Genomic DNA, 23,479 nt, shown 5'->3' with positions numbered 1-23,479 from the left:
GCTAGGCCTTGAAGGACTTCTCGAACACCCCGTCCAGAATGGCGGACCAGGAGTAGGACTGCATGTAGGCCAGGGCGTTCTCGCGCATCCTGCGCCATTTCTGCGGGTCGGCCAGCAGGGAGCCGATGGCCTCCGCCAGGGGCTCCACCTCGTAATCCACCACGATGCCCGCCTCCAGTTCGGCGATATCCTTGTGGATCTCGGGCACGGGAGTGATGATTACGGGCAGGCCGCAGGCCAGATAGTCCTTCACGCGGGAGGGGTCGGCCCACTGGGAGAGGTTGTTGGGGGAAGGCTTGTAGAGGGCCAGCGAGATGTCGTAGCCGGGCAGCATGGCCAGCACCTCGTCGTGGGGCTTGGCCCCGTGCAGCACCACGCCCTCGCCCAGGGCCTTGAGCCGTGGCTCGTAGGGCTGGTAGACCACCCCGTCCTCCACGGCGTCGTGGGGCGTCTTGCCGATGACGTGCAGGGCCAGCTGCGGGAAGCGCTTCTTGAGGCTGGGGAAGGCGTCGATCACCAGGTCCACGCCCTTGGAGGGGGCCAAGGCGCCCAAGAGCACCAGGGCGGCGGGCTCCGTGGCGGACTTGTCCGGCAGCTCGATCTTCTCCAGGTCCACGCCCACGGGCACCAGGATGTTGCGGCTGTCGGGCAGCCCCTGGGAGCGGCGCACGTCCACGATGCGCGGGGAGATGTTCCAGGCCGCGTCGCAGTTGCGCACGCAGAAGCGGTCCAGCCAGTGGTAGATGGCGTTCAACCACTTGTTGGCGAAGCGCTCGGGCATCCAGTCGATGGTGTAGAAGATCACGAAGCGCGTGAGCCCGAGCTTCTTGAGGATCACCCCCACCACGGTGTTGAGCGGGTCCGCGCCCAGGTACACTTCGAAGCGCCCGCCCAGGCGCAGGAAGTAGAACAGGGTGAAGAGCGCGTCCTTGACGTAGGTCAGCAGCGGGGGCAGGGCCCAGCCGCCCTCCTTGACCTCGCGGCGCAGGAACGCTCCGTCGTACTCCTTCATGCGGGAGCGGCGGTCCGCGCAGTAGTGGAAGGGGTGGTAGATCACCCCCAGGCGCTTGGAGCGGCTCTTGAGGTAGTTCTCAACTGCCTCGGATGGGCCGGAGAGGTCCGTGACGTGGCTGACGAGCACGATGGATTCGAAACGCATAGACGCTCTTTTCCCGCGCAGTCTTAGCCGCGCAGAGTATGGATGTTGTCGAGGAACCAGCGGTAGGTGCCCGCGATGCCCTGCTCCAGCCCGATGGCGGGGCTCCAGCCCAGGGCTTTCAGGCGCGAGACGTCCAGCAGCTTGCGCGGCGTGCCCTCGGGCTTGGTGGGGTCGAATTCGATGCGGCCCTTGAAGCCCGTAACGCGCGCCACAGTCTCGGCCAGTTCGCGGATGGTCACGTCCTCGCCGGTGCCCACGTTGACGATGCGCTCGTCGGAGTAGTTGTCCATGCAGTAGACGATGGCGCGGGCGCAGTCGTCCACATGCAGGAACTCGCGGCAGACGTTGCCCGTGCCCCACACCGTCACGCTCTCGGCCCCGGTCTGCGCGGCCTCGTGGAAGCGGCGCAGCAGCGCCGGGAGCACGTGGGAGTTCTGCAGATCGAAGTTGTCGCCCGGCCCGTACAGATTGGTGGGCATCAGGCTCACGGCGTCGAAGCCGTACTGGCGGCGGTAGGCCTGGCACATCTTGATGCCCGCGATCTTGGCCACGGCGTACCACTCGTTGGTGGGCTCCAGGGCGCTGGTGAGCAGGCAGTCCTCGGTCATGGGCTGGGGCGCGAACTTGGGGTAGATGCAGGAGGAGCCCAGGAACACGAGCTTCTCCACGCCCTCACGGTAGGCCGCGTCGATGACGTTGCACTGGATGATGGAGTTCTGCCAGATGAACTCGGCCGGGTAGGTGTTGTTGGCGTGGATGCCGCCCACCTTGGCCGCGGCCAGCACGATCTTGTGCGGCTTGACCTCGGCCATGAAGCGGCGCACGGCGGCCTGGTCGGTGAGGTCGAGCTGCGCCCGGGTGCGGGTGACGGCCTCACAACCGGGGCGGCCCTCCAGGACCCGCACCACGGCCGAGCCCACCAGCCCCCGGTGGCCCGCCACGAAAATTCGCTCGTTGCTCACATTGTTTCCGTTGCAGAGGGGATTGAAAGACCGACGCCCCTTAGCACGGCGCGGCCTGGATGGCTAGTGGCCCACAAGGCCCGGGAAACCGGCTCAGGACAGAAAAGGGGAGAGTTCGCGGGCCAGCTTGTTCAGGGTTTCCAGCGGCAGCAGGGCGGCAGGCTCGTCGGCCGCCCGTTCGATGGCCAGGGCCAGCACCGCCAGCTCCTTCAGCCCCGTGTTGAGCAGGTTGCCCTTCACGTTGTGCGCCCAGAAGGCCGTGCGCTCGCGGTCGCCCTGGCGCATGGCTTCGCCCAGGGAGGCCATGGAGCGCCTGAGGGCGTCCCGGCTGGTGCCCACCAGGGAGCGGGCCGCGCTCTCGCCCAGCCCGAGGACGCAGATGAAGTGGTCCCTGATGGCCTCGGCCAGGTCGTCCCGGGTGCGCGTCATGGCGGTCAGCGACCGGCTTCCACGGCCCGGTTGAAGGCCGCGAAGCGCTCGGCGTAGGGCGGGTAGCCGAAGAAGGCCGAGCCGCTCACCAGCACGTCCGCCCCGGCCCGCACGATCTCCGCGCAGTTCTCCAGGGTGACGCCGCCGTCCACCTGAATGAGCGTCTCAGCGCCCTGGGCCTTAATCATGGCCCGCAGGGAGCGGATCTTCTCCATGCAGAACCCGATGAAGGACTGCCCCCCGAATCCGGGGTTCACGCTCATCACCAGCACCATGGAGAGCTGCGGCAGCAGGTACTCCACGGCGGAGAGGGGTGTGGCCGGGTTGAGCGCCACGGCGGGCTTCGCGCCCAGGCGGGCGATCTCGGCCACGGCGCGCTCCAGGTGGTGCGTGCTCTCGGCGTGCACGCAGACCAGGTCCGCCCCGGCGGAGACGAAATCGGCCAGGTAGCGCTCCGGGCGCTCGATCATCAGGTGCACGTCGAAGAACAGCTTGGACACCGGGCGCAGGCTCTTGATGACCAGCGGCCCCACCGTGATGTTGGGCACGAACAGCCCGTCCATCACGTCCCAGTGCACCCAGGGGATGCCGGCGGCCTCCAGGGCTGTCAGCTCCTCGGCCAGGCGGCCGAAATCGGACGAGAGCAGCGAGGGGGAGAGGATCATGCGCCCTCCATGGCGAAGTCCACCTTGATCTTGAAGAGCTCCTCGGCGGGCAGGTTCAGCACGGAGATGCCGGTCTTGCGGGTGATCTCGGCCAGGGTGGCCCGCACGGCGGCCATGTCCGGCGCGATCATGGTGAACCAGACATTGAAGGAGTGGTCGCGCAGGTAGTTGTGGGTCACCCCGTGGTGGGAGTTGACCTCGGCCACGAAGGCCTCGATCTGCGCTTCCGGCACGCGCGCGGCGCACAGCGTGCTCTGCCAGCCCAGGGAACCCGAGCTGAAGTTGGCCCCGATGCGCCGGATGACGCCCTTGGCCCTAAGCGCCCTCACGCGGGCCAGCACCTCGGACTCGGTGAGGCCGAGCTGTTCGCCCACCGCGGCGTAGGGCCGCTCCTCGATGGGGAAGCCGGACTGGATGATGTCGAGAATCTTGCGGTCGTATGCGTCCATGCGGACCACTCTACTCCACTTGCCCGCCGGAGGCAAAACCCCCGTGGCCTTCGGGTTTCTCCCCGCCCCGCTTGGGCTGGTAGGTACACAGCGGCTCGGGGGCCATGGGGTCGCCCTTCATGGTGAAGGCCCTGGCCCGGCATCCGCCGCAGACCTTGTGGTACTCGCAGGGGCCGCACTTGCCCTCGTACTGCTTCTGGTCCCGGAACTTCCTGAACCACTCCGTCTTCTCCCATATCTCGGGGAACGGCGTCTCCAGCACGTTGCCGCAGTCCAGCTCCAGGTAGCCGCAGGGCTGCACCGTGCCCGAGTGCGAGATGAAGCAGAACCCGATGCCGCCCAGGCAGCCGCGCGTGAGCGCGTCCAGCCCGAAGTTGTCGGGCGTCACGGGCACGCCGTCCTCCTTGGCGCGCTGGCGCATGATCCGGTAATAATGCGGCGCGCAGGTGGCCTTGAGCTGCATGGAGGTGGTCTTGCGGAAGTCGTGGAACCAGTTGAGCACGGTCTCGTACTCCTCGGCCGTGATCACCTGGGCGGCGATCTCCGTGGCGCGGCCCGTGGGCACCAGCAGGAAGATGTGCCATGCGCTGGCCCCGAGCGACTCGCACAGCTCGAAGATCTTCTTGAAGTTGTGCAGGTTGGACTTGGTGACCGTGGTGTTGATCTGGAACTCGATCCCGGCGTCCTTCAGGTGCTGGATGCCGCGCAGCGCGCCCGCGAAGGCCCCCTTCTCGCCACGGAACTCGTCGTGGGTCTCGGGATCGGGGCCGTCGATGGAGATGGAGCAGCGCTGGATGCCCACCTCCTTCATGCGCCGGGCGTTCTCCGCCGTGATGAGCGTGCCGTTGGGGGCCATGACGCAGCGCAGGCCCTTGGCGTTGGCGTAGGCCACCAGATCGTCCCAGTCGGGGCGCATGAGGGGCTCCCCGCCGGTGAAGATGATGATGGGGTTGCCGACCTCGGGGAAGGTGTCGATGAGCGCCTTGGCCTGGGCGTTGCTCAGCTCGCCCGGGTAGGGCTCGAAGTGGGCCTCGGCGCGGCAGTGCTTGCAGGCCAGGTTGCAGCGCCGGGTGATCTCCCAGGCCACCAGGCGCACCGGGGGCGCGCCGTTGGGCAGGGTCTTGGGCATGGCGCCCGGATGGCCGAGAGGATGACCGCCGGGGTGGCCGCCCCCGGCATGTCCCGCGCCGGGAGAACCGGCAAGCTGCGGGCCGGGATGTCCTTTGGAATGAGGATGCACGTCCGCCCTCCTACAGCCTGTCCAGCATGTCTTCGGTGAAATACGTCAGGATCAAATCCGCCCCGGCGCGCTTGATGGACAGCAGCGACTCCAGCATGACCGCCTTCTCGTCGATCCAGCCCAGTTGGGCCGCGGCCTTTATCATGGAGTACTCGCCGCTGACCTGGTAGGCGGCCAAAGGCAGGTCGAAGTTGTCGCGCACGAGCCTGATGATATCCAGGTACGGGCCGGCCGGCTTGACCATCAGGAAGTCAGCGCCCTCGGCCACGTCCGCCGCGGCCTCGCGCAGGGCCTCGCGCCAGTTGGCCGGGTCCATCTGGTAGGACTTGCGGTCCCCGCTCTTGGGCGCGGACTCCGCCGCCTCGCGGAACGGCCCGTAAAACGCGGAGGCGTACTTCACCGCGTATGACATAACCGGTATCTCTTCGTACCCGTTTCCGTCCAGCACGGCCCGGATGGCGGCCACGCGGCCGTCCATCATGTCAGAGGGGGCCACGATGTCCGCCCCGGCCTGGGCATGGGAGAGCGCGGTGCGGGCCAGCAGCTCCAGGGTGGGGTCGTTCAGCACCCTGCCCTCCCCGTCCAGCACGCCGCAGTGGCCGTGGGAGGTGTATTCGCAGAGGCACACGTCCGTGACCACCACCAGCTTGGGGAACTTCGCCTTGAGCTCCCGCACGGCGCGCTGCACCACGCCGTCCTCGGCGTAGCCCTGGCTGCCAACCGGGTCCTTGACGTTGGGTATGCCGAACAGGATGACGGACTGCAGGCCCTTGTCCACGGCCTTGGCCACGCGCTCCACCAGGGCTTTCATGCCGAGTTGGTTCTGGCCCGGCATGGCTCCGATGGGTTTGACCATGTCCGCCGGGCCGGTCTCGGCCACGAAATAGGGCATGATGAGGTCGTTGCGGGAAAGCGCGGTCTCGCGCACCAGGTCGCGCATGGCCGGGGTGCGGCGCAGGCGGCGGCCGCGATGGAAGTCGAACATTGGCGTCCTCCTGAAGGTTGCCGGGGGCAAGGGGATGCCTCCGGCGGCCAGAGAGGGCGCTGCCCTCTCCGGACTCTCCCGCCAGGGGGATGATCCCCCTGGACCCCGCGACCGCTTCGCGGGATTCGTGGGCGGGTACGGCCCGAGATAAACCGCCGGGACCGCGCCCGAAGCGGCGCTCGTCCCGGCGGGTCATGAGTGCACTATCCTTCGGCGCGTTTCGCGCCGAACCCCCAGCATCGACTCGCGAATCCCGCGAAGCCGGAAGGGAGTCCAGAGGAACTCCGTCCCTCTGGCGGGGTCAAGGGGCGGCGCCCCTTGTCTTCCCTACTTCTTGATCTCTTCTTCCGTCAGGTAGCAGGCGGGGTCCTGCGCCCAGACGTCGCCGTAGTAGGCCTCGGCGCGGGCGCGGAAGTTGCCGCCGCAGATGTTCAGGAAGCGGCAGTCCTTGCAGCGGCCGCCCACGTGCTCCTTCTTGTTCTTGAGCTTGGCCAGCAGTTCGATGTTGGGGTCGTCCCAGATCTCGGAGAAGGGCCGCTCCAGCACGTTGCCGAAGGTGTGGTTGCGCCAGAACTGGTCGGCGTGGACCTGGCCGTCCCAGGAGATGCAGCCGATGCCGCGCCCGGAGTTGTTGCCCTCGTTGAACTGGAGCAGCTCCATGACCTCCTCGGCGCGCTTGGGGTCTTCCTTGAGCAGGCGGTAGTACACGTGCGGGCCATCGGCGTGGTTGTCCACGGTGAGGACTTCCTTCTCGTGCCCGGCGTCGAAAAGCTGACGGGTGCGGTCCATGATGAGGTCGACCACCTGACGGGTCTCGGCGTGGTCCAGGTCTTCCTTGATGAGCTCGGAGCCGCGCCCGGAGTAGACCAGGTGGTAGAAGCAGATGCGGGGCACTTCCAGGTCGCGGATGAGGTCGAACAGGTGGGGCACCTCGGTCCAGTTGCGCTTGTTGATGGTGAAGCGCAGGCCCACCTTGAGGCCCTCGGCCTGGCAGTTCTCGATGCCCTGCAGGGCCTTCTTGAAGCTGCCGGGCACGGCGCGGAACTTGTCGTGGATCTCCTCCATGCCGTCGAGCGAGATGCCCACGTAGGAGAGGCCCACTTCCTTGAGTTCCTTGGCCTTCTGCTTGGTGATGAGCGTGCCGTTGGTGGAGATGACCGCGCGCATCCCGCGCCCCACGGCGTGGTGGGCCAGCTCCACCAGATCCTGCCGGACCAGGGGCTCGCCGCCGGAGAACAGCATGACCGGCGCGCCGTAGGAGGCGAGATCGTCGATCAGGGCCTTGCCCTGTTCGGTGGAGATGGGGTCCTTCCCGGTCTCGTCGATGGCCTTGGCGTAGCAGTGGACGCACTTCAGGTTGCAGCGCTTGGTCATGTTCCAGACCACCACGGGCTTCTTGTCCTTGGAGAACTGAAGCAGGTGGGAGGGCAGCTTGCCGGAGTGGCGTCCGTAGCGCAGGGCGTCGGAGGATTCCACGGTACCGCAGTAAAGCTTGGAGATGCCAATCATGCTATGACCTCGATTGAAACTTGTGTGGAAGGGGGGACTAGCATTTTTCCCCCCGGTCCGAAAGGACTTGGATCACATTTTCGGCGGCCGGGATTACAAGCGCCGGAAAGCATGGAGGATAGTAGTCATTCCTGGCCGGATGGGAAGACGCCGGGTTCTGGAGTGGCCGCGTCTGGCGCGAATTTCGTCTGGGTGTACCCCCTGGAGCCGCTGCGCGCCACCCGGCCGATCAAGCTGCCGGGCCTGCGGCCCCTCGGCGCAAACTCCGGTTCGATGTTCCCCCTGGCCGCCGCCCCGCGCCACCAGGACGATCAAGCTGCCGGGCCTGCGGCCCTCTGGCGCAAGCGCCAGCGCGATGATCGTCCTGGTGGCGCGGCGCAACGGCCAGGGGGAACATGCAAGCGCGGTCGGGTTGCGACAGGAAAAACGCCATTCCCGTTCTGGCGAACCATTGGGCCGCCAACAAAAAACGGGCAGCGCGGATGGCGCTGCCCGAGATCGACGCGAAGCTATAAAGGATTCCAAAGGGAGGAACTCCCTTTGGCCGCCGGAGGCCTCTTCCCTCCTGCCCTTCCCTCCCCTAGTTCTCCAGCTTGGAGCTCTGGAGCGGGGCCTTGGGCGGCGGGGGCGGGGCGTGGTCCTTGGGGATGGAGACGGGCGCGCTGGTGGCTCCCGGGCTCTGGTACTGCATGCCGGTGTTCCACTTCTTGATGGCCCCGCCGGTGTCGTGGCCCAGGGCGGTCATGATGGACCACAGGGGGTCCTGCGGCATGCGGCTCTCGCGCTTGAAGAGCACGAAGTCCGCGCTGCGGTCCGGGTCCATGCGCCCGGCCTGGGCCATGGACCAGATGCGCTGGCCGGAGTTGACGTCGATGATCTCGAAGGAGAGGGACACGGCCGAATCCGAGCGGGTGCCGCCCGCCAGGATGTAGGCCAGGCGGCCCACCACCACGCAGTCCGCGCCGCGGTCGCGCCCGACGAGGATGGCCTGCTCGTTGGAGAGGCCCTCCTGCGAGGGTTCGTAGAAGATGGCCGGGAACACCTGATCCTGCATCCAGGTGTTGGCGAACACCTCGGTGAGCTGCTTGGAGAGGTGGCGGGCGTTGGTGATGTCCTGCTGCACGGCGAAGGGCAGCACCACGGCCTTGAAGGGCCGGGTGGGCGCGTTCATGGGCTGCACGTACACGGAGGGGTTGTTGCGCTTGACGTGCACGTCCACGTAGAGCGTGGACTGCTCGGCGATCTTGGGATCAAGCGCGCAAGAGGCGGTCAAGGCGGCAAGGGCCGCGGCAAGGAGCAAGCGTTTCATAATCCGTCCTCGCGGGAGGTGATTTTCTGATTCGAAGCAAGAATCGCGCCTGGGGGCCTATTGGGGCCGGGTGGTCGGGGGCGGCGCTGTGGACACGGTGTCCATGAGCTGCGTCTTGGAGTGCAGCAGGCTTTCGCGCAGCTCCACCCTCTTCTGCAGGGGGAGCAGGCGGAATTCGGGCTTGGCCGTGAGTTCGTCGAGCTGGTCCATCTCTTCCTGGATGCTCTTGATCCGGGACTGGAAGGAGGGCTCGTCCGGCCAGACGCGGCTGGCGATCTCGGCCAGCTCGCGCATCTCCTTGGAGAGGGTCTGGAACGCGACAGGCCCCGTGTCGCGGGCTATGCGTCTGCGCGACACCAGGCTTGAAAGCATGCGTTTGAGCCAGGCGACCATGGGCCCGAACCTCCCCGCGCTACCTGCGCGTCAGCAGCAGGTGCAGTATGGCGAACGAGGCCATGAAATACATGGACCACTTCACCAGCACGGCCGCCAGCACCTGGGGGTAGCCCGCGCTGTGCAGCTTCTTCAGGCCGATGGCCTGGAGGGTCATGTGCCAGATGAGCACCACAGGTATAAGATACGAATACGGCACAGGCAAGGCCGCCAGGAGCCAGGGGCCTCCGGCGTAGCAGACGGTGCGGAAGGTGTCCTCGTAGGGTTTGGCGGCCGCGCGCAACAGCCCCAGCAGCAGGTGGGCCAGGGCCGAATCCAGGAACACGAAGGCCGTGACCAGGATGGGGGCCAGGCCGACCCAGGCCAGCCTGCCCAGCGCCCCCGCGCCCAGGCCCTGGAACCACTCGGTGCGCCCCAGCTCCGAGAGGTTGGGACCCATGCCGAAGAAGTTCCAGACCAGCCCGAAGAGCACGGTGACCATGCACACGGCCACCGCGAAGATCAGGGGCCGGACCTTGCCCGTGCCCGAGGGCAGCTGGTCGAAGAAGTCGCCGGGGTTGGCCAGGATGTTCTTGGCCGTGAGCGTGAAGGCCGGGATCACCCCGAAATGCTCAAGCTGTTCCCAGGGGGCCAGGGTCTCCGGCCCGGATTGCGCGGAAGGCCTGGGTTCGCCGGACTGGCCCTGCTGGCTCTGGCGCGTCGCGCCGGGGGCCTGGGTCGCGGCGGGCTTGGCGCCCATGGCCTGCAAGCGGGCCCAGATGTCGCGCACGGAGTCGTCGCCGGCCTGGGCCTGGGCCTGCTGCTGCCCCGCCGGGGCTTCCGAATCCTCACGGGCCGCCTTGGGCGCGGGGTCGGGCCTGGGTGACGTGGGCGGCAGGTTCCACTCGCGGTGCTCCGTGGATTCCGGCTCCGGCTCGGGTTCAGGAGCCGGGACCGGCGCGGGGGCCAGAGGCTCGGCCGGGGGAGGCTCGGGGAAATGGATCTGCGGGCGGGTCTCCGTGGCCGGACTTTCCGCCACGGGCTCGGGCTCCGCAGAGGGGCGCGGCGGCGGGTAGGACACCACCGCCTCGGGCTCGAAAGGCTGCGCGGGCGCGGCCTGCGCCCTGTAAGCGCGGCGCGGCGCGGCCGTCCCGTCCTCTTCGGCGCCGGGGAGGTTCGCTCCGTAGCGGTCGGAGGGGGGCTGGCGGTAGGGGCCGTCCTGGGGCTCGTAGGTTCCGGGCGCCGGATCGCGGGGGGGCAAGTCCCGAGAGGCTGGGGCGGCCGGTTCGGGCTCGGGGTCGGGCAGCCAGCGGGCCTGGGGCCTGGGTGGGGCCTGGGTGTAGGGAGGCTGTTCATCCTCGCCGGTGTAGAGCCGCTGGGAGCGCGCTTCGAACGGGGGCCTGGACGCAGGTTCGGGCTCCCGCGCCGGGCGCGAGGGCCTGGGCGGGTAGACGGGCTCCGCCAAGTCGTCCTGCCGCTCCGGCTGGGCCTGAAAGCCCCGGAAGCGGAAGCGGAAGGAGCACTTGGGACAGCTTGCGATGCTCGAGCGGGCCGGGATCTTATCCTCGGGGATGTCCCTGCTGTACCCGCATTGTGGGCAGACGATGCGCATCAGTAACCTTTCATGGCGATGGGCCTCATCTGGCATTAGCCCGCCTCGGCGCGCAAATCAACGTCAAAGGGGAAGGAAGCTGACCGACTCGGGCCATTGCCCCACCAGCGCCGCTCCCGGCAGGCCCGCCAGGTACGCCTCGGGCACGGCGGGGTATTCCCCGCTGCGCCGGTGCAGTCCCGCCCGCCCGGCGGCCTTGTCGAACAGGGCCAGCTTGCCGTCGATGGCCCCGGCCTGCTTGAGGCTGTCGCACAGGTGGCGGATGCCAGCCCCCACGCACAGCCCTGTAGGCCCGGAGAGCCCCTCCAGCCGTTCGTGCACGGGCCGCACGAAGCGCAGCCCGGGCAGCCGCCGGAACAGACGCAACTGCAGGTCCGGCCAGAGACCGAAGCCCACCTTCACGCCCCCTGGCCCCACGGCCCGCCGGGGGAAGGCGAAGGCCGCGCATCGATCCTGTGCGGTCAACCCGGGCAGCATGGCCGCGAGGGCCGGGTCCAGGCGCTCGTCCGCGTCGAGCATGAGCACCCAGTCCGTTCGGCAGGCGGCCAGCAGCCGGTTGCGCTGGGCCGCGAAGTCCGCGCCCAGGGGGTGGGCCAGATGGCGCACCGGGATGGGCGAAGCCGGGGAATGCGCGGGTGGCTCCGGGGCGTCCCAGAGGGCCACGGCCTCGCTCGCGGCACGGGGCAGGGCCGCGAAAAAGCCCTCCAGGTCCGGCTCGCCGGGGTGGAGGATGGCCGCCACGCAGAGCGAGGGGCAGTCGGCCGGGGCGGAAGGAATTTCCAGGGGGGAATAGGCGGCGTGCAGGCGCTGCACCGTCTTGAAGCGGGCCTTGGCGGCCGGGTCGGCCACCTCGGGGTTGAGCAGGCACGCGGCCCGCCCCGGGACCAGGCCTGCGGAAAAGAGCATCCAGGCCAGGGCCGTCTCGGAGGTGTCGGCCAGCAGCCAGGCCTCCCCTGCCCCGGCCTGCGCCCCGATTCGCGCCATGGCCGCGGCCCTGTCCGGGTAGAGCTCGCACACGCTCAGGCCCACGCCCTCGGGCAGGCGGGCGCGGATGTCCGCCAATGCCGCGCCCGAGCCCGCGCCCAGCAGCACGCAGTGCCCGGCCCGGACGGCCTGGCGAAGGCCAGCGTCCAGCGCGCCGGGACGGTACGGCCCCACGGGGTAGTCCTCGGGCTGGCCAGCCAGCCGGAAGGAGAGCGCCTGGGCGGTGTAGGGGGCGAAGGGGTCCATCAGCGCCGCCCCAGCAGGTCCAGGTAGAGGCTGCCCAGGTTCTCGGCCACCAGCTGCGCCCGGTAGTTGGCCGCAACCTTGGCCTTCCCTGCCTGGCCCATGCGCCGGGCCTCGTCCGGATTGTCCCAGAGCCAGCGTAGCGCGCCCGCGTAGTCTTCGGCCGTGTCCGCCACCAGCCCGGTGACGCCGTGCTCCACAAGGTCCAGGTGGGCGTTGTCGCGATCCCCCTGGGCCGGATGCGTGACCACGGGCAGCCCGCAGGCCATGGCCTCGGCGATGGCCATGCCGAAGGATTCGCCCGTGTCGCAGCCGTGGGCGAATGCGGCGCAGCGGGAGAACAGCCCCGCCAGTTCCTCGTCGCTCTCCACCTGGGGCAGCAGCTCCACGTTGGCCGCAAGGCCCTGGGTGCGGATGAAATCCTCGAATTCGGGGGTGGCCCCAAGCACCCGGAACACGAAATCCGGGGCCAAGCGCGCCAGGATGGGCAGCATCTCGAAGCTCAGGCGCGACCATTTGCCCGGGTCCGGGCGGGAGACGCGCACGGCCGTCCTTCGGGAAAGATCCGGCCCGGGGCAGCAGGCCGCGAAGAGGTCCGTGTCGATGGGGTTGGGCAGCACGCCGTATTTCGCCGGGTCCACCTGGGGGCCGTGGTGGGCCAGCAGGCGGCGCAGACAGAACGGCGAGACCAGCAGGTGCATGTCCACCACGGTCCCGCCGGTGCTGGCGTCCAGGCGGCCGAAGACGTTGGTCTCCACCACGAGGCGGGGCCGGAAACGCTTGAGCGGGGTGGTGAGTTCGGGTTCGGGCCAGCCCGCGCGGTGCAGGTGCACCACGTCCGGCTTGAGTTGCAGGAGGGTTTCGTAGAGGTCGCCGCCGAGGATCACCGGGATGCCCGCGGCCTTGAGCCTGGCGCGGCGGGGGCCGTCCCCGGCGCTGAGCACGAAGGGGGCGAAAACGGAGCGGTCGAGGTTGGCGGCCAGGAGCTGCATGGCCTTTTCGGTGCCCCCGAGGCCGAGGGACTTGACCACGTGCAGCACGCGGACAGGCGGTTCATGGCGCATGCGGCACTATTGCCCAAAGCGCGCCCAGCGTCCAGAGCGCGCGGCCCTGCCCGCCCGGTCGCCGGCCCCCTACTTCTTGGCCTGGGAGTAGGCCGCGAAGGCCTTGTGCACGGGCGCGCCCGCCGACGGGGCGGCCATGCCCGCGGTGGCCAGGCCGGGGCCGGTGCTGCGGGCCTGCTGCGTGGCGACGGGAGCCTGGGGCACGAACTCGGGGGTGTTGATCTGGGCGAAGGCGTCGCGCACGCCGGAGAGCATGTTCACGACCTGGTCCACGATGCCCTGGTCCATGTTCATGTTGGCCATGAGCAGCTTGGTGGAGCACAGCAGGTAGAGCTTGGAGAGGTTCTCTGCCACCTCCCCGCCCTTCTGCAGGTTCAGGCTGCTCTGCAGTTCGGCGATGACGTCCAGGGCCTTGGAGATGAGGACGCCCTTGCGCGCGTAGTCCTTGTCGGACATGGCCTCCTTGGCCTGGCGCAGGAACTTTATGCAGCCGTCGAAGAGCATGATCACCAGGTCGCCCTGGGTGACGGTGTTCACCTGGGTCTGGATGTATGCTTGCGCCGCCTTTTGCATGGTGAATTACTCCTTGGAGCCCTAAGACTTGCTCATCTGCGTGATCTGGGAGGCAAGGCTGGTCTGCTGCTGGTTGTAGGTGCCAAGCAGCGCGTCCAGCTTGGAGAACTTGTTCTTGAGGCTCTGCGCATAGGCTGAGATGCGCTTGTTTTCGTAGTCGATCTTCTTCTGGATGTTGTCGGAGATGGTCACGTAGTTCTTCTGCAGGATGTTCAGGGGGCCTGTGTCCGCGTTGGTCAGGTCCGCCAGTTCGTCGACCAGCTCCGGCGCCTTGCCCAGGCGCAGGTTCACCGTGTGGGTGTAGCTGCCGTCGGTGTTGTTGTTCACCTGCACGACCATACCGGCCGCGGGCGTGCCCGCCTTGCCCGTGATGGTGTTCTTGACCGGGTCGAAGGTGGCGGGCTGGCCGCCGATGGTGGCCGCGCTGACCTTGCCGGCGGTCACGGTGTAGCTGACCTTGTAGTTGCCCGCCTTGGTCAGCCCGCTGATGTAGGAGGAGTAGCTGATGTCGGAGCTGTCCGTATCGCCCACGTAGGTGCCCGCGAAGATCAGGCCCACCGCGTTGGCGTTGGAGGCGAGCTGGCTGCGCAGCATGGCCTCGTCCAGCGTGATGAGGCCCTCCGTGGTGGAGCCCTCCACCGCGTCGGTTGAGAGGCCCAGGGGTGACAGCGAGGTGTATTTGTCCGTGCTATGGCTGAAGCCCACGCCGTCGGCCGCCGTGATGTTCTTCATGATGGAGTCGCAGATCTGCAGGCCGTAGTTGCCCGTCAGGATCGAGGCCTGCTTGGTGGTGGAGTCCACCTTGGTCAGGTCCCGGATCATGGAGCGCACCTTGTTGACCTGGGTGACGAACGTTTTGACGTTCTCCACCACGGAGTCGATGTCGGTGTTCACGGTGATGAGCCCCGAGCCCGAGGACTTGAGCGACAGGGTCAGACCCGCCACCACGTCCGAAATGGTGTTGGTGGGCCGGGTGATGTAGGCGTTGGAGAGCGGCCAGCCGTTGATCTTGAGCTTGGCGTCCTGGTTGTTCTGGGTGACGCTGAAGTTGGCCGCCTTGAAATTCGGCAGGGTCGAGGCCCCGGAGACCACCAGCGACGCGGCCGCGCCGGTGTCCAGCCCCTTGAGCTGCAGGTAGTAGTTGGTGCCGTCGAAGACCGTGGAGGCGCGCACGCCCTTGTTGGCCGAGTTGACGTTGATGATGGCGGCCAGGTCGGTCAAAGTGCAGTTGGCCGGGATGGCGTTGCTGACTGTGACGCCCTTGTAGGTGTAGGTGAACTTGGCGGCCGTGCCCAGGGTGTTGATGTTCTGGGTCAGGGAGGCGTAGCCCGTGCCCGTGACCATGGTCTTGTTCTTGGCCAGCTGGGCCACGGTGTAGCTGGTGGTGCCGGTTTCGGCGTCGCCGCCCGCCGTGGCGGTGAGTGCGTCGGAATTGGTGGAGGCTGCGGTCTTCTTCAGGAACTCACCGATGGTGTCCATGCTCTGCAGGCTGGAGCGCAGGGTGAGCATCTCCGTGTTCAGGGCCTTGAACGCGACGTTCTTGTCCAGCCAGGATTGTTTCCAGGTCTGGTAGATGTTCACGCGGGACTGCTCGACCTGCACCAGCTTCTGGATGAGGCTGTTGAAGTCGGTGCCGTTGCCGAGCCCGGTGAATGTTACTTGGCCGGATGTGGTGGTTCCGCCTGTTACGTCTCCGATCGCCATGACCGTCCCCCTGGGAAATAATTGCCGGGGCAGTTCGCCTTGACCGGAAGATAGCAAACCCCGCGCCGAACCGTTCAGCCGGCCGGTCCGCCTGGGCGGGCCGGCCGGCTGGAATCGGTTCTATTTCCCGGATTAGCCGAGCAGCTGCTGGGCCATCTTGGGCAGGTTGTTGGCCTGGCCGAGCATGGCCACGGCGGACTGGGTGAGGATCTGCTGACGGGTGAATTCCGTCATTTCGGTGGCCACGTCCACGTCGGAGATCTGCGACTCTGCGGACTGCAGGTTCTCGGCCTGGATCTGCAGGTTCTGCACCGTGTTGGACAGGCGGTTCTGCAGGGCGCCCAGGTTGGCGCGGATCTTGTCCTTGGAGACGATGGCCTTGTTCAGGGCGTCCAGGGACTTCTGGGCCAGGTCCTGCGTGGAGATGGAGCGCCCGGCCTTGCCCGCGCCGGCGGCCGCGCCGACGCCCAGGGCCGAAGCCGTGGAGCTGTTGATCTGCACGTAGTAGTAGTCGGAGGCGGAGTAGTTGTTGGTGCCGAAGTGGATCTTCATCTTGCCGGTGGAAACCAGGCCGGTGCCGGAGTGGGTGGCGCCGGAGAGGTTGCCGTTCAGCAGGTAGATGCCGTTGAAGTCCGTGGCGTTGGCGATACGGGTGATTTCCGAGGCCATGGCCTGGTACTCGGAGTCGATGATGAGGCGCTGGTCCGAGGTGTAGGTGCCGGTGGCGGCCTGGGTCGCCAGCTCCTTCATGCGGATCAGCTTTTCGTCCACCACGCCCAGGGCGCCGTCGGCGGTCTGGATCATGGAGATGGCGTCGTTGGCGTTACGGACGCCCTGGTTGAGCGAAGAGATGTTGGAACGCATCAGTTCGCGAACGGCCAGGCCGGCGGCGTCGTCAGAAGCGGTGCCCACGCGAAGGCCGGACGAGAGGCGGCGAGTGGAGACGCTCAGCTTGCCGTACGAGTTCGACAAGTTGCGGGACGCGTTCATCGCCATCATGTTGTGGTTGATTACGAGAGCCATGGTGATTCCTCCGTGAATTTTGTTGGCTTCCTTGCCTGCGGTCCGCCGCGAGACCTTTTCCCGCTCCCCGGTTTGTGGTTTGTGGGTGGCGGCGCCGCTGTGACACTCCTATCGTCCGGTTCCGGAAATCCTTTAGGCCCGGCCCCGCGCCTTGTTTCGCCCCCTTACTATCCGGCATTGCTTGATTTGATGTCCAAAACCTCCGACAGGCCCCGGGATTCGGCGAAAAAAAAGCCGGGCCGCTGAGCGGCCCGGCTTTGCCGGATGCCTGGAAGCTCGCCAGTACTAGCCGAGCAGCTGCTGAGCCATCTTGGGCAGGTTGTTGGCCTGGCCGAGCATGGCCACGGCGGACTGGGTGAGGATCTGCTGACGGGTGAATTCCGTCATTTCGGTGGCCACGTCCACGTCGGAGATCTGCGACTCTGCGGACTGCAGGTTCTCGGCCTGGATCTGCAGGTTCTGCACCGTGTTGGACAGGCGGTTCTGCAGGGCGCCCAGGTTGGCGCGGATCTTGTCCTTGGAGACGATGGCCTTGTTCAGGGCGTCCAGGGACTTCTGGGCCAGATCCTGCGTGGAGATGGAGCGCCCGGCCTTGCCCGCGCCGGCGGCCGCGCCGACGCCCAGGGACGAAGCCGTGGAGCTGTTGATCTGCACGTAGTAGTAGTCGGAGGCGGAGTAGTTGTTGGTGCCGAAGTGGATCTTCATCTTGCCGGTGGAAACCAGGCCGGTGCCGGAGTGGGTGGAGCCGGAGAGGTTGCCATTGAGCAGGTAGATGCCGTTGAAGTCCGTGGCGTTGGCGATACGGGTGATTTCCGAGGCCATGGCCTGGTACTCGGAGTCGATGATGAGGCGCTGGTCAGAGGTGTAGGTGCCCGTAGCGGCCTGAGTCGCCAGTTCCTTCATGCGGATGAGCTTTTCGTCCACGACCCCGAGCGCGCCGTCGGCGGTCTGGATCATGGAGATGGCGTCGTTGGCGTTGCGGACGCCCTGGTTGAGCGAAGAAATGTTCGCGCGCATCAGCTCGCGGACAGCCAGACCGGCCGCGTCGTCAGAAGCGGTGCCCACGCGCAGGCCTGAGGACAGGCGGCGGGTGGAGACAGCCAACTTGCCGTACGAGCTCGACAAGTTGCGGGACGCGTTCATCGCCATCATGTTGTGGTTGATTACGAGAGCCATGGTGATTCCTCCGTGAATGGTAAGCGGCGTCCTTGCCTTGTTTCCATCCCCCCGGCCAATCCCCCGGCGCCGAACAACCGGACCGGGTTTCAGGGGGATGATCCGCGCCTCTAATCGGCGGAATCCCGAAAAGCTTTAGCCCTCACGGGGTCAGAAAACATAAAAAAAGGCCGGGGCGCTCGTAACACCCCGGCCAACGGAGGAGAGGGAGGCTCTCGTTCCCTCTTTTATCCCAAAAGCTGCTGGGCCATCTTGGGCAGGTTGTTGGCCTGGCCGAGCATGGCCACGGCGGACTGGGTGAGGATCTGCTGACGGGTGAATTCCGTCATTTCGGTGGCCACGTCCACGTCGGAGATCTGCGACTCTGCGGACTGCAGGTTCTCGGCCTGGATCTGCAGGTTCTGCACCGTGTTGGACAGGCGGTTCTGCAGGGCGCCCAGGTTGGCGCGGATCTTGTCCTTGGAGACGATGGCCTTGTTCAGGGCGGAGAGCGCCTTCTGGGCCAGATCCTGCGTGGAGATGGAGCGCCCGGCCTTGCCCGCGCCCGCGCCCTGGCCCACGCCCAGGGACGAGGCCGTGGCCGAGTTGATCTGCACGTAGTAGTAGTCGGAGGCGGAGTAGTTGTTGTTGCCGAAGTGCACCTTGAGCTTGCCGGTGGGAACCAGGCCGGTGCCGGAGTGCGTGGTGCCGGAGAGGTTGCCGTTGAGCAGGTAGATGCCGTTGAAGTCCGTGGACTTGGCGATACGGGTGATCTCCGAGGACATGGCCTGGTACTCGGAGTCGATGATGAGGCGCTGGTCCGAGGTGTAGGTGCCGGTGGCGGCCTGGGTCGCCAGCTCCTTCATGCGGATCAGCTTCTCGTCGATGACGCCCAGCGCGCCGTCGGCCGTCTGGATCATGGAGACGGCGTCGTTGGCGTTGCGCACGCCCTGGTTGAGCGAGGCGATGTTGGCGCGCATCAGCTCGCGCACGGCCAGGCCGGCCGCGTCGTCCGAGGACGTGCCCACGCGCAGGCCCGAAGAGAGGCGCCTGGTCGAAACCGCCAGCTTGCCGTAAGAGTTGGACAGGTTGCGAGTGGCGTTCGCCGCCATCATGTTGTGGTTGATTACCAGTGACATCGCGATTCCTCCTTGAATAGTGGTGGCATCCTTGCCTGCACGACTTCTCCCCTCCCCCCGGAAGGGCGTCGCGCTCTAGTGCACCCTTTCTGAAGCGCTTATCGAACGCGACAGGCCTTTTCTTTAGGGCCTCTCGCCGAAAAAACGGCGGGCCGGGCGGGGTCTGCACCCCGCCCGGCCCGTAACATGCCGCATTAACTTGCTTTATTGTCTGATTATTTTTTCACCAGAATCAGCGAGAAATACGGCGGCCTCTCGCCCGCCTCCGCAAGCCCGCGCACGATGGCCTCGCCTGGCAGGCCGCAACGGCTGACCAGCACGGCCTTGTCCGCCAGACCCATGGAGCCCAGCAGCTCGCGCAGCATGGGGAAGCTGCGGTAGGCCTTGAGGATCACCGCGCTGTCGCAGGCCTCCAGGGCGCGGCGCAGGCGCACGGGGTCGTCCACGCCGGAGAGCACGGCCAGGTTCTCGCCGGATTCGGCCAGCCCCACCCCGGCGGCCGCCGCCGCGGCCTGGATGGAGCTGACGCCCGGCACCACCTCCACGCGCGCGTCCGGGCGCATGGCCTTGATGGTGCGCCAGAGGTAGAGGAACGTGGAATAGGTCATGGGGTCGCCCAGGGTGATGAAGGCCGCGTCGCGCCCCTGGTCCAGCACGTCCAGCACGGCCCGGGCGTTGGCCTCCCAGGCGGCCTCCAGCACGGCCTGGTCGCGCGTCATGGGGAAACCCAGGGACACCACCGGGGTGTCCGGGCGCATGTGCGGGGAGGCGATGGCCAGGGCCAGGGAGTGGTCGTTCTTGGTGGAGGCCGCCGCGAACACCACGGCGCAGGCCCCAAGGGCCTTCACGGCCCGGATGGTCAGCAGGTCAGGGTCGCCGGGGCCAACGCCCACGGCATGCAAGGTTCCGGTCGAACTCACTTCGCCACTCCGTCTGTTCCGAACAATTGCGGGTACAAAAGCATGGCCACCTGCCGCGCCCCCTGGGCCAGGCGCGGCGTGGGCCTGCTGGTCAATGCCTCGTCCACCAGATACACCCGGCCCTCCCGCACGGCCTTGAGCCCGGAGAGGCCCGGCGTGGCCGCGATCTCCTCCACGCTCACCGGGTTCATGGGGCCTTTCTGGGCCAAATACACGTCCACCCGGTCCCCTTCGGCCACCAGCCGCTCCAGCCCGAACAGGGCGATGTTGCTGCCGGAGACGGGCTCGGCGTCCGGGGCGGCGTTGATCCCCCCGGCGCGCTCCAGCACGAAGGCCGCCATGGAGCCCGGGCTCACCGTCTTCATCTGGCGGTGGATGGACTCGAAATACACGCGTTTGCGCTCCCCCTCCGGCACCTTGGCGACCACGGCCTCCAGCGCCGCCAGCTCGCGGCGGAAGGCTTCGGCCATCCCACGGGCCTGGGCCTCGTGCCCGGTGAGCCTGCCCAGCTCCAGCCAGTAGGGCTCCAGCTCCGAGGGCGAGGCGGGCTGCAGGCAGGCCACCTTGACGCCCAGGCGCTCCAGCTGCTCGATTAAGCCGGGCTGCATGGTGCGGTGCATGGGCCGGGCCAGCACCAGGTCGGGCTTGAGGGCCGCGATGGCCTCGGCCCCGTCCCGGGCGGAGAGCACGGGCAGGTTGCCCATGGGTTCGTTCACGCCCACCAGCACGCCCGCCGCACCCATGAGCGCCAGGTTCTCTGCGTGCGCCGCGTAAAGGCTGACCACGCGCGGGGAATCCCCGGCGCGGGCCGGGCCCGGCAATATGCAAAACAAGGCGATGGCGCAAGCCAGCACAAAACGCATCAAGCCTCCAGAAACCGCACGTGCCCCCCGTCCATCCTGGAGCGGACCCCGAACACGCGGGCTATGTTCTCCTCGGTCAGTACCTCGGCCACCGGGCCGCAGGCCGCCGCCCCGCCCTCCTGGAGCAGGAGCAGCCGCCCGCAGAACATGGCCGCCAGGTTGAGGTCGTGCAGCACCACCGCCACCCCCGCTCCGTCGCGCGAGGCCCGCCGCGCAAAGACGCGCAGGGCCAGGATGGCGTGGCGGATGTCCAGCCCGGCTGCGGGTTCGTCCAGCAGCACGGCGCGCCCGCCCTGGGCCAGGGTGCGGGCCAGGGCCACGCGGCGTTTCTCGCCCCCGGAAAGCTCCGTGACCCGCCTTTCGGCCAGGCCTTCCAGGTCGAGCGCGGCCAGGGCCGCCCCCACCCCCTCCCACTCCTCGTCCGGCGTGGGGCCGAAGCGCGGCAGCCAGGGATGGCGGCCCATGAGCACGGCCTGGCGCACGGTGAAGCCGAAGCGGTCCTCTGTCTCCTGCGGCGAATAGGCCACGGTGCGGGCCAGCTCCCTGCGGGGGACCATCTGGATGGACCGGCCCTCCAGCAGCACCTCGCCCGAAGCCGGGGCCTGCAGGCCGGCCAGGCAGCGCAGCAGGGTCGTCTTGCCCGCCCCGTTGGGGCCGATGACGCCCAGCACCTCGCCCGAAGCCAGGGCCACGTCCAGCCCGCGCAGCACGGCGCGGCCGCCGCGCTCCACGGTGAGGCCCCTGGCCTCCAGCAGCGCGCGCTCAGCCCCCCCCTCAACCATTGGCGCGCCCTCCCCGCCCGCGCAGGAACAGCAGGCAGAAATACGGGCCGCCGAGCAGCGCCGTGAGCACGCCCACGGGCACCTCGTGGGCCAGGGCCGCGCGGGAGAGGGTGTCCGCCCCCAAGAGGAGCAGCATCCCCCCCAGCATGGAGGCGGGCAGCAGCCGCAAATGCCCAGGCCCCACGCCCATGCGGGCCATGTGCGGCACGATCAGGCCCACGAAGCCGATGATGCCGGAGACCGCCACGGAGCAGGCCGTCATCAGGGCGGCGGACGCCAGCAGGGCCAGACGCACGGGCTCCACCGCAACTCCAAGGGCCGCGGCCTGCTCGTCGCCCAGGCAGAGGGCGTCCAGGTCGCGGGCGAAGGCCAGGGCAACCGGCAGGGCCAGCCCCAATCCGGCCCAGGCGATCGCCGTCTCGGCCCAGGTCTTGGCGGAGAAGCCGCCCATGAGCCAGAACACCAGCCCGGCCACGTTCTCACCGGCCAGAAACTTCACGAACCCGATGCCCGCCTGGAGAGTGGCGGCCACCATCACCCCGGCCAGCACCAGGGTCACGGCGTCGAAGCCGCCCCCGGCTCGGGCCATGAGCAGCACCACCGCCAGCGCGCCGAGCGAACCGGCCAAGGCCCATGCCGGTACGGACAACGCTCCCAGGCCCGTGAACCCGGCCAGCAGGCACAGGCAGGCCCCCAAGGCTCCGCCCGCCGAGACCCCCAAAGTGTAGGAATCCGCAAGGGGGTTGCGCAGCACGCCCTGCAACAGCGCCCCGGAGAGGCCCAGGGAGCCGCCCACGGCCAGGGCGCAGGCGATGCGCGGCAGGCGCACGTCCCAGACCAGGGCCACGCTCATGGCGGGCACCCCGGCCAGCCAGCCCTCCTGCCCCAGGAGCTTGCCCGCCAGCACCCGCGCCGCGTCGGCGGCGGGCACGGGCACGGCCCCGGCGGCTGCGGCCGCCAGGGCGGTGAGCGCCACGCACAGCGCCAGGAGCGGTTCGACTCCCCTCATGCGGTTCCCCGCCCTCCCCTTCCGGGGCATGGGCTCTTACAGGCGCTCGAAGGCCTGCTTCACGTGCTCCACCCAGATGTCCACAACGCCGCCGTATTCGGCCGTGCCCTTGAGCACGGGCTCGCAGGCCACGCCCTGCGCCGTGAGGACCGACTTCCAGGAGCCGGGCTCGTCGCCCCCGATGTCGTTGCGGGCGTGGTCCCCGGCCACCGCCAGAAGCGGGACCAGATAAGCCTTCCTGATGCCGGCCTGCTTCAGCTCCCGGATGACGTCCTCCCGGGTGGGCGCGCCTTCGACCGTGCCCACGAAGGCCGCGCGGTCCTTTTTCCAGAGGTGGTACTGCAGCCCGGCGTAATACACGTTGGCCGGGTGGCTGGTGCCGTGGCCCACGAAGACCACCGCCTCGCCGGGCTTGCGGGCCTCGGGCGCGCCGGCCAGCAGGGCCTCGGCCGCCTTCTCCAGGTCGGCGGTGGTGGCGAGGAGCGGGTAGCCGACCACCACCTGCCTCATGCCCTTGGGCATGCCCGAGAAGGCCTGGGCCGTCTCGCGCAGGGCGTGGAACTCCTCGCCGGGGATGGTCTGCAGGGATTGCACCACCACCTGGGAGAAGTCGTCGTCCATCATCCTCGCCAGGGCCTCCGCCGGGGAATCCAGCCGGGCGTTCTTCTCCTTGGCGAGCTTGTGGCGGATCATCTTGGAGGAATAGGCCCAGCGCACTTCAACGCCGGGCAGAGCCTCGCGGACCTTTTTCTCGATGTTCGCGTAGACGCCGTCGGCGCCTTCGACGCTGGTGCCGAAGGCCACCAGCAGAACGCCCTTCTTGTCGGCCTTTTTGCCTTCGCCGTGGGCGGCCGCGAGGCCGCACCCCGCGGCCAGGATCGCCAGGGCGAGGATGAGCGTCGCACATCTGCGGAAGGCATGCGCATTCACGAGGGTCATAACGGATACTCCATCGCTTTGCGGCTAGTTGGAAGGGAGAAGAAAAGGCCGCCCTCCACCCGGTTCCGGATGAAGAAGCGGCCCGCATTCGCCCTTCTGGGATCCATGCACGGCAATAGCCCGTTGCCCTGCTGGAAGCATGGTGTGAGGCACAGGCAGGTCTTCCGGCTCGTTCCGTCCGCCCCGGCCTTCCCGGGGGATACCCCAGTGGCGCGCGAAGGGGCGGACACGCATGGAACTTACGGCGGCGGGACCGCTCCCGATTTGCACGGGATTCCCTATTCTCCCATTGCTGGGCACCTGTGGGGCCTGCGCTATCCGGTCGGAGGGGGGATGTCAATGAAGGGGGCGGCGCGGGTAAAACGCGAAGCTAAAACGGATTCCAAAGGG

General features: G+C 67.9%; 23 protein-coding genes and 1 riboswitch. All 23 genes read right to left on the bottom strand.

All coding sequences use genetic code 11. The features are described 5' to 3' along the window. Position 1 precedes the first annotated feature (1 nt). Positions 2 to 1,159 (bottom strand): glycosyltransferase, encoded by a 1,158-nt coding sequence (locus MLE27_RS05730; protein ID WP_243310995.1) that lies wholly within the window; start codon positions 1,157 to 1,159, stop codon positions 2 to 4. Positions 1,160 to 1,182: 23 nt separating this feature from the next. After that, positions 1,183 to 2,121: a GDP-L-fucose synthase gene (gene fcl, locus MLE27_RS05725; protein ID WP_243310992.1), complete on the bottom strand. Its 939-nt coding sequence runs from the start codon at positions 2,119 to 2,121 to the stop codon at positions 1,183 to 1,185. 93 nt (positions 2,122 to 2,214) lie between these two features. Further along, complete coding sequence (locus MLE27_RS05720) at positions 2,215 to 2,550, bottom strand: hypothetical protein (RefSeq protein WP_243310990.1); 336 nt, start codon at positions 2,548 to 2,550, stop codon at positions 2,215 to 2,217. A 5-nt stretch (positions 2,551 to 2,555) separates the two neighbouring features. Next, positions 2,556 to 3,215, bottom strand: coding sequence for a ribulose-phosphate 3-epimerase (gene rpe, locus MLE27_RS05715; protein WP_243310988.1), 660 nt, complete (start codon positions 3,213 to 3,215; stop codon positions 2,556 to 2,558). Beyond that, a complete protein-coding gene (ahbA, locus tag MLE27_RS05710; RefSeq protein ID WP_243310986.1) occupies positions 3,212 to 3,664 on the bottom strand; it encodes a siroheme decarboxylase subunit alpha in 453 nt (150 codons plus the stop codon). Before ahbA ends, rpe begins: the two co-directional genes overlap by 4 nt. A 10-nt stretch (positions 3,665 to 3,674) precedes the next feature. Next, complete coding sequence (ahbD, locus tag MLE27_RS05705) at positions 3,675 to 4,904, bottom strand: heme b synthase (protein ID WP_243310983.1); 1,230 nt, start codon at positions 4,902 to 4,904, stop codon at positions 3,675 to 3,677. A 10-nt stretch (positions 4,905 to 4,914) separates the two neighbouring features. Further along, positions 4,915 to 5,889, bottom strand: coding sequence for a porphobilinogen synthase (gene hemB, locus MLE27_RS05700; RefSeq protein ID WP_243310982.1), 975 nt, complete (start codon positions 5,887 to 5,889; stop codon positions 4,915 to 4,917). A 327-nt stretch (positions 5,890 to 6,216) separates the two neighbouring features. Then, positions 6,217 to 7,398: a 12,18-didecarboxysiroheme deacetylase gene (ahbC, locus tag MLE27_RS05695; protein WP_243310980.1), complete on the bottom strand. Its 1,182-nt coding sequence runs from the start codon at positions 7,396 to 7,398 to the stop codon at positions 6,217 to 6,219. 580 nt (positions 7,399 to 7,978) lie between these two features. After that, a complete protein-coding gene (locus tag MLE27_RS05690) occupies positions 7,979 to 8,707 on the bottom strand; it encodes a hypothetical protein (RefSeq protein ID WP_243310978.1) in 729 nt (242 codons plus the stop codon). 57 nt (positions 8,708 to 8,764) lie between these two features. Continuing rightward, positions 8,765 to 9,100 (bottom strand): hypothetical protein, encoded by a 336-nt coding sequence (locus MLE27_RS05685; protein WP_243310976.1) that lies wholly within the window; start codon positions 9,098 to 9,100, stop codon positions 8,765 to 8,767. Between the two features lie 19 nt (positions 9,101 to 9,119). Next, entirely contained in the window at positions 9,120 to 10,691 is a 1,572-nt protein-coding gene (locus MLE27_RS05680; RefSeq protein ID WP_243310974.1) for a YIP1 family protein, read from the bottom strand. A 63-nt stretch (positions 10,692 to 10,754) separates the two neighbouring features. Continuing rightward, a complete protein-coding gene (locus MLE27_RS05675; RefSeq protein ID WP_243310972.1) occupies positions 10,755 to 11,921 on the bottom strand; it encodes a glycosyltransferase family protein in 1,167 nt (388 codons plus the stop codon). Beyond that, complete coding sequence (locus MLE27_RS05670) at positions 11,921 to 12,982, bottom strand: glycosyltransferase family 4 protein (RefSeq protein ID WP_243310970.1); 1,062 nt, start codon at positions 12,980 to 12,982, stop codon at positions 11,921 to 11,923. The genes MLE27_RS05675 and MLE27_RS05670 overlap by 1 nt, the downstream gene beginning before the upstream one ends. Positions 12,983 to 13,051: 69 nt before the next feature. Beyond that, positions 13,052 to 13,555: a flagellar export chaperone FliS gene (gene fliS / locus MLE27_RS05665; RefSeq protein ID WP_243310968.1), complete on the bottom strand. Its 504-nt coding sequence runs from the start codon at positions 13,553 to 13,555 to the stop codon at positions 13,052 to 13,054. Between the two features lie 21 nt (positions 13,556 to 13,576). Further along, entirely contained in the window at positions 13,577 to 15,259 is a 1,683-nt protein-coding gene (gene fliD, locus MLE27_RS05660; RefSeq protein WP_243310966.1) for a flagellar filament capping protein FliD, read from the bottom strand. Between the two features lie 132 nt (positions 15,260 to 15,391). Then, the gene (locus MLE27_RS05655; RefSeq protein ID WP_243310963.1) at positions 15,392 to 16,282 is read right to left on the bottom strand and encodes a flagellin N-terminal helical domain-containing protein; all 891 of its coding nucleotides are present in this window, start codon (positions 16,280 to 16,282) and stop codon (positions 15,392 to 15,394) included. Between the two features lie 285 nt (positions 16,283 to 16,567). Continuing rightward, positions 16,568 to 17,458, bottom strand: coding sequence for a flagellin N-terminal helical domain-containing protein (locus MLE27_RS05650; protein ID WP_243310961.1), 891 nt, complete (start codon positions 17,456 to 17,458; stop codon positions 16,568 to 16,570). 227 nt (positions 17,459 to 17,685) lie between these two features. Then, positions 17,686 to 18,576, bottom strand: coding sequence for a flagellin N-terminal helical domain-containing protein (locus tag MLE27_RS05645; protein WP_243310955.1), 891 nt, complete (start codon positions 18,574 to 18,576; stop codon positions 17,686 to 17,688). A gap of 215 nt (positions 18,577 to 18,791) precedes the next feature. Then, positions 18,792 to 19,496 (bottom strand): precorrin-2 C(20)-methyltransferase, encoded by a 705-nt coding sequence (cobI, locus tag MLE27_RS05640; RefSeq protein ID WP_243310954.1) that lies wholly within the window; start codon positions 19,494 to 19,496, stop codon positions 18,792 to 18,794. Beyond that, positions 19,493 to 20,359, bottom strand: coding sequence for an ABC transporter substrate-binding protein (locus tag MLE27_RS05635; protein WP_243310951.1), 867 nt, complete (start codon positions 20,357 to 20,359; stop codon positions 19,493 to 19,495). Before MLE27_RS05635 ends, cobI begins: the two co-directional genes overlap by 4 nt. Further along, positions 20,359 to 21,141, bottom strand: a complete 783-nt coding sequence (locus MLE27_RS05630; protein WP_243310949.1) for an ABC transporter ATP-binding protein — start codon at positions 21,139 to 21,141, stop codon at positions 20,359 to 20,361. Before MLE27_RS05630 ends, MLE27_RS05635 begins: the two co-directional genes overlap by 1 nt. Then, the gene (locus MLE27_RS05625; RefSeq protein ID WP_243310947.1) at positions 21,134 to 22,150 is read right to left on the bottom strand and encodes a FecCD family ABC transporter permease; all 1,017 of its coding nucleotides are present in this window, start codon (positions 22,148 to 22,150) and stop codon (positions 21,134 to 21,136) included. Before MLE27_RS05625 ends, MLE27_RS05630 begins: the two co-directional genes overlap by 8 nt. A gap of 36 nt (positions 22,151 to 22,186) precedes the next feature. Further along, the gene (locus MLE27_RS05620; RefSeq protein WP_243310939.1) at positions 22,187 to 23,089 is read right to left on the bottom strand and encodes a sirohydrochlorin cobaltochelatase; all 903 of its coding nucleotides are present in this window, start codon (positions 23,087 to 23,089) and stop codon (positions 22,187 to 22,189) included. A gap of 137 nt (positions 23,090 to 23,226) precedes the next feature. Further along, positions 23,227 to 23,408: riboswitch (cobalamin riboswitch) on the bottom strand. Positions 23,409 to 23,479 lie beyond the last annotated feature (71 nt).

Source organism: Fundidesulfovibrio agrisoli (assembly GCF_022808715.1).
In the GTDB taxonomy this organism is placed as follows: domain Bacteria; phylum Desulfobacterota; class Desulfovibrionia; order Desulfovibrionales; family Desulfovibrionaceae; genus Fundidesulfovibrio; species Fundidesulfovibrio agrisoli.
The sequence above is the reverse complement of the archived record's forward strand: the minus strand, read 5'-3'. Positions and strand labels throughout refer to the sequence as shown.

Coding starts and splice junctions, on each gene's coding strand:
- MLE27_RS05730 (WP_243310995.1), bottom strand. CDS start 1,159: ATGCGTTTCGAATCCATCGTGCTCGTCAGCCACGTCACGGACCTCTCC.
- MLE27_RS05645 (WP_243310955.1), bottom strand. CDS start 18,576: ATGTCACTGGTAATCAACCACAACATGATGGCGGCGAACGCCACTCGC.
- MLE27_RS05650 (WP_243310961.1), bottom strand. CDS start 17,458: ATGGCTCTCGTAATCAACCACAACATGATGGCGATGAACGCGTCCCGC.
- MLE27_RS05655 (WP_243310963.1), bottom strand. CDS start 16,282: ATGGCTCTCGTAATCAACCACAACATGATGGCGATGAACGCGTCCCGC.
- MLE27_RS05630 (WP_243310949.1), bottom strand. CDS start 21,141: ATGGTTGAGGGGGGGGCTGAGCGCGCGCTGCTGGAGGCCAGGGGCCTC.
- fliS (WP_243310968.1), bottom strand. CDS start 13,555: ATGCAAAAGGCGGCGCAAGCATACATCCAGACCCAGGTGAACACCGTC.
- ahbA (WP_243310986.1), bottom strand. CDS start 3,664: ATGGACGCATACGACCGCAAGATTCTCGACATCATCCAGTCCGGCTTC.
- MLE27_RS05675 (WP_243310972.1), bottom strand. CDS start 11,921: ATGGACCCCTTCGCCCCCTACACCGCCCAGGCGCTCTCCTTCCGGCTG.
- fliD (WP_243310966.1), bottom strand. CDS start 15,259: ATGGCGATCGGAGACGTAACAGGCGGAACCACCACATCCGGCCAAGTA.
- MLE27_RS05685 (WP_243310976.1), bottom strand. CDS start 9,100: ATGGTCGCCTGGCTCAAACGCATGCTTTCAAGCCTGGTGTCGCGCAGA.
- rpe (WP_243310988.1), bottom strand. CDS start 3,215: ATGATCCTCTCCCCCTCGCTGCTCTCGTCCGATTTCGGCCGCCTGGCC.
- MLE27_RS05635 (WP_243310951.1), bottom strand. CDS start 20,359: ATGCGTTTTGTGCTGGCTTGCGCCATCGCCTTGTTTTGCATATTGCCG.
- hemB (WP_243310982.1), bottom strand. CDS start 5,889: ATGTTCGACTTCCATCGCGGCCGCCGCCTGCGCCGCACCCCGGCCATG.
- MLE27_RS05670 (WP_243310970.1), bottom strand. CDS start 12,982: ATGCGCCATGAACCGCCTGTCCGCGTGCTGCACGTGGTCAAGTCCCTC.
- ahbC (WP_243310980.1), bottom strand. CDS start 7,398: ATGATTGGCATCTCCAAGCTTTACTGCGGTACCGTGGAATCCTCCGAC.
- MLE27_RS05625 (WP_243310947.1), bottom strand. CDS start 22,150: ATGAGGGGAGTCGAACCGCTCCTGGCGCTGTGCGTGGCGCTCACCGCC.
- MLE27_RS05690 (WP_243310978.1), bottom strand. CDS start 8,707: ATGAAACGCTTGCTCCTTGCCGCGGCCCTTGCCGCCTTGACCGCCTCT.
- MLE27_RS05720 (WP_243310990.1), bottom strand. CDS start 2,550: ATGACGCGCACCCGGGACGACCTGGCCGAGGCCATCAGGGACCACTTC.
- MLE27_RS05680 (WP_243310974.1), bottom strand. CDS start 10,691: ATGCGCATCGTCTGCCCACAATGCGGGTACAGCAGGGACATCCCCGAG.
- MLE27_RS05620 (WP_243310939.1), bottom strand. CDS start 23,089: ATGACCCTCGTGAATGCGCATGCCTTCCGCAGATGTGCGACGCTCATC.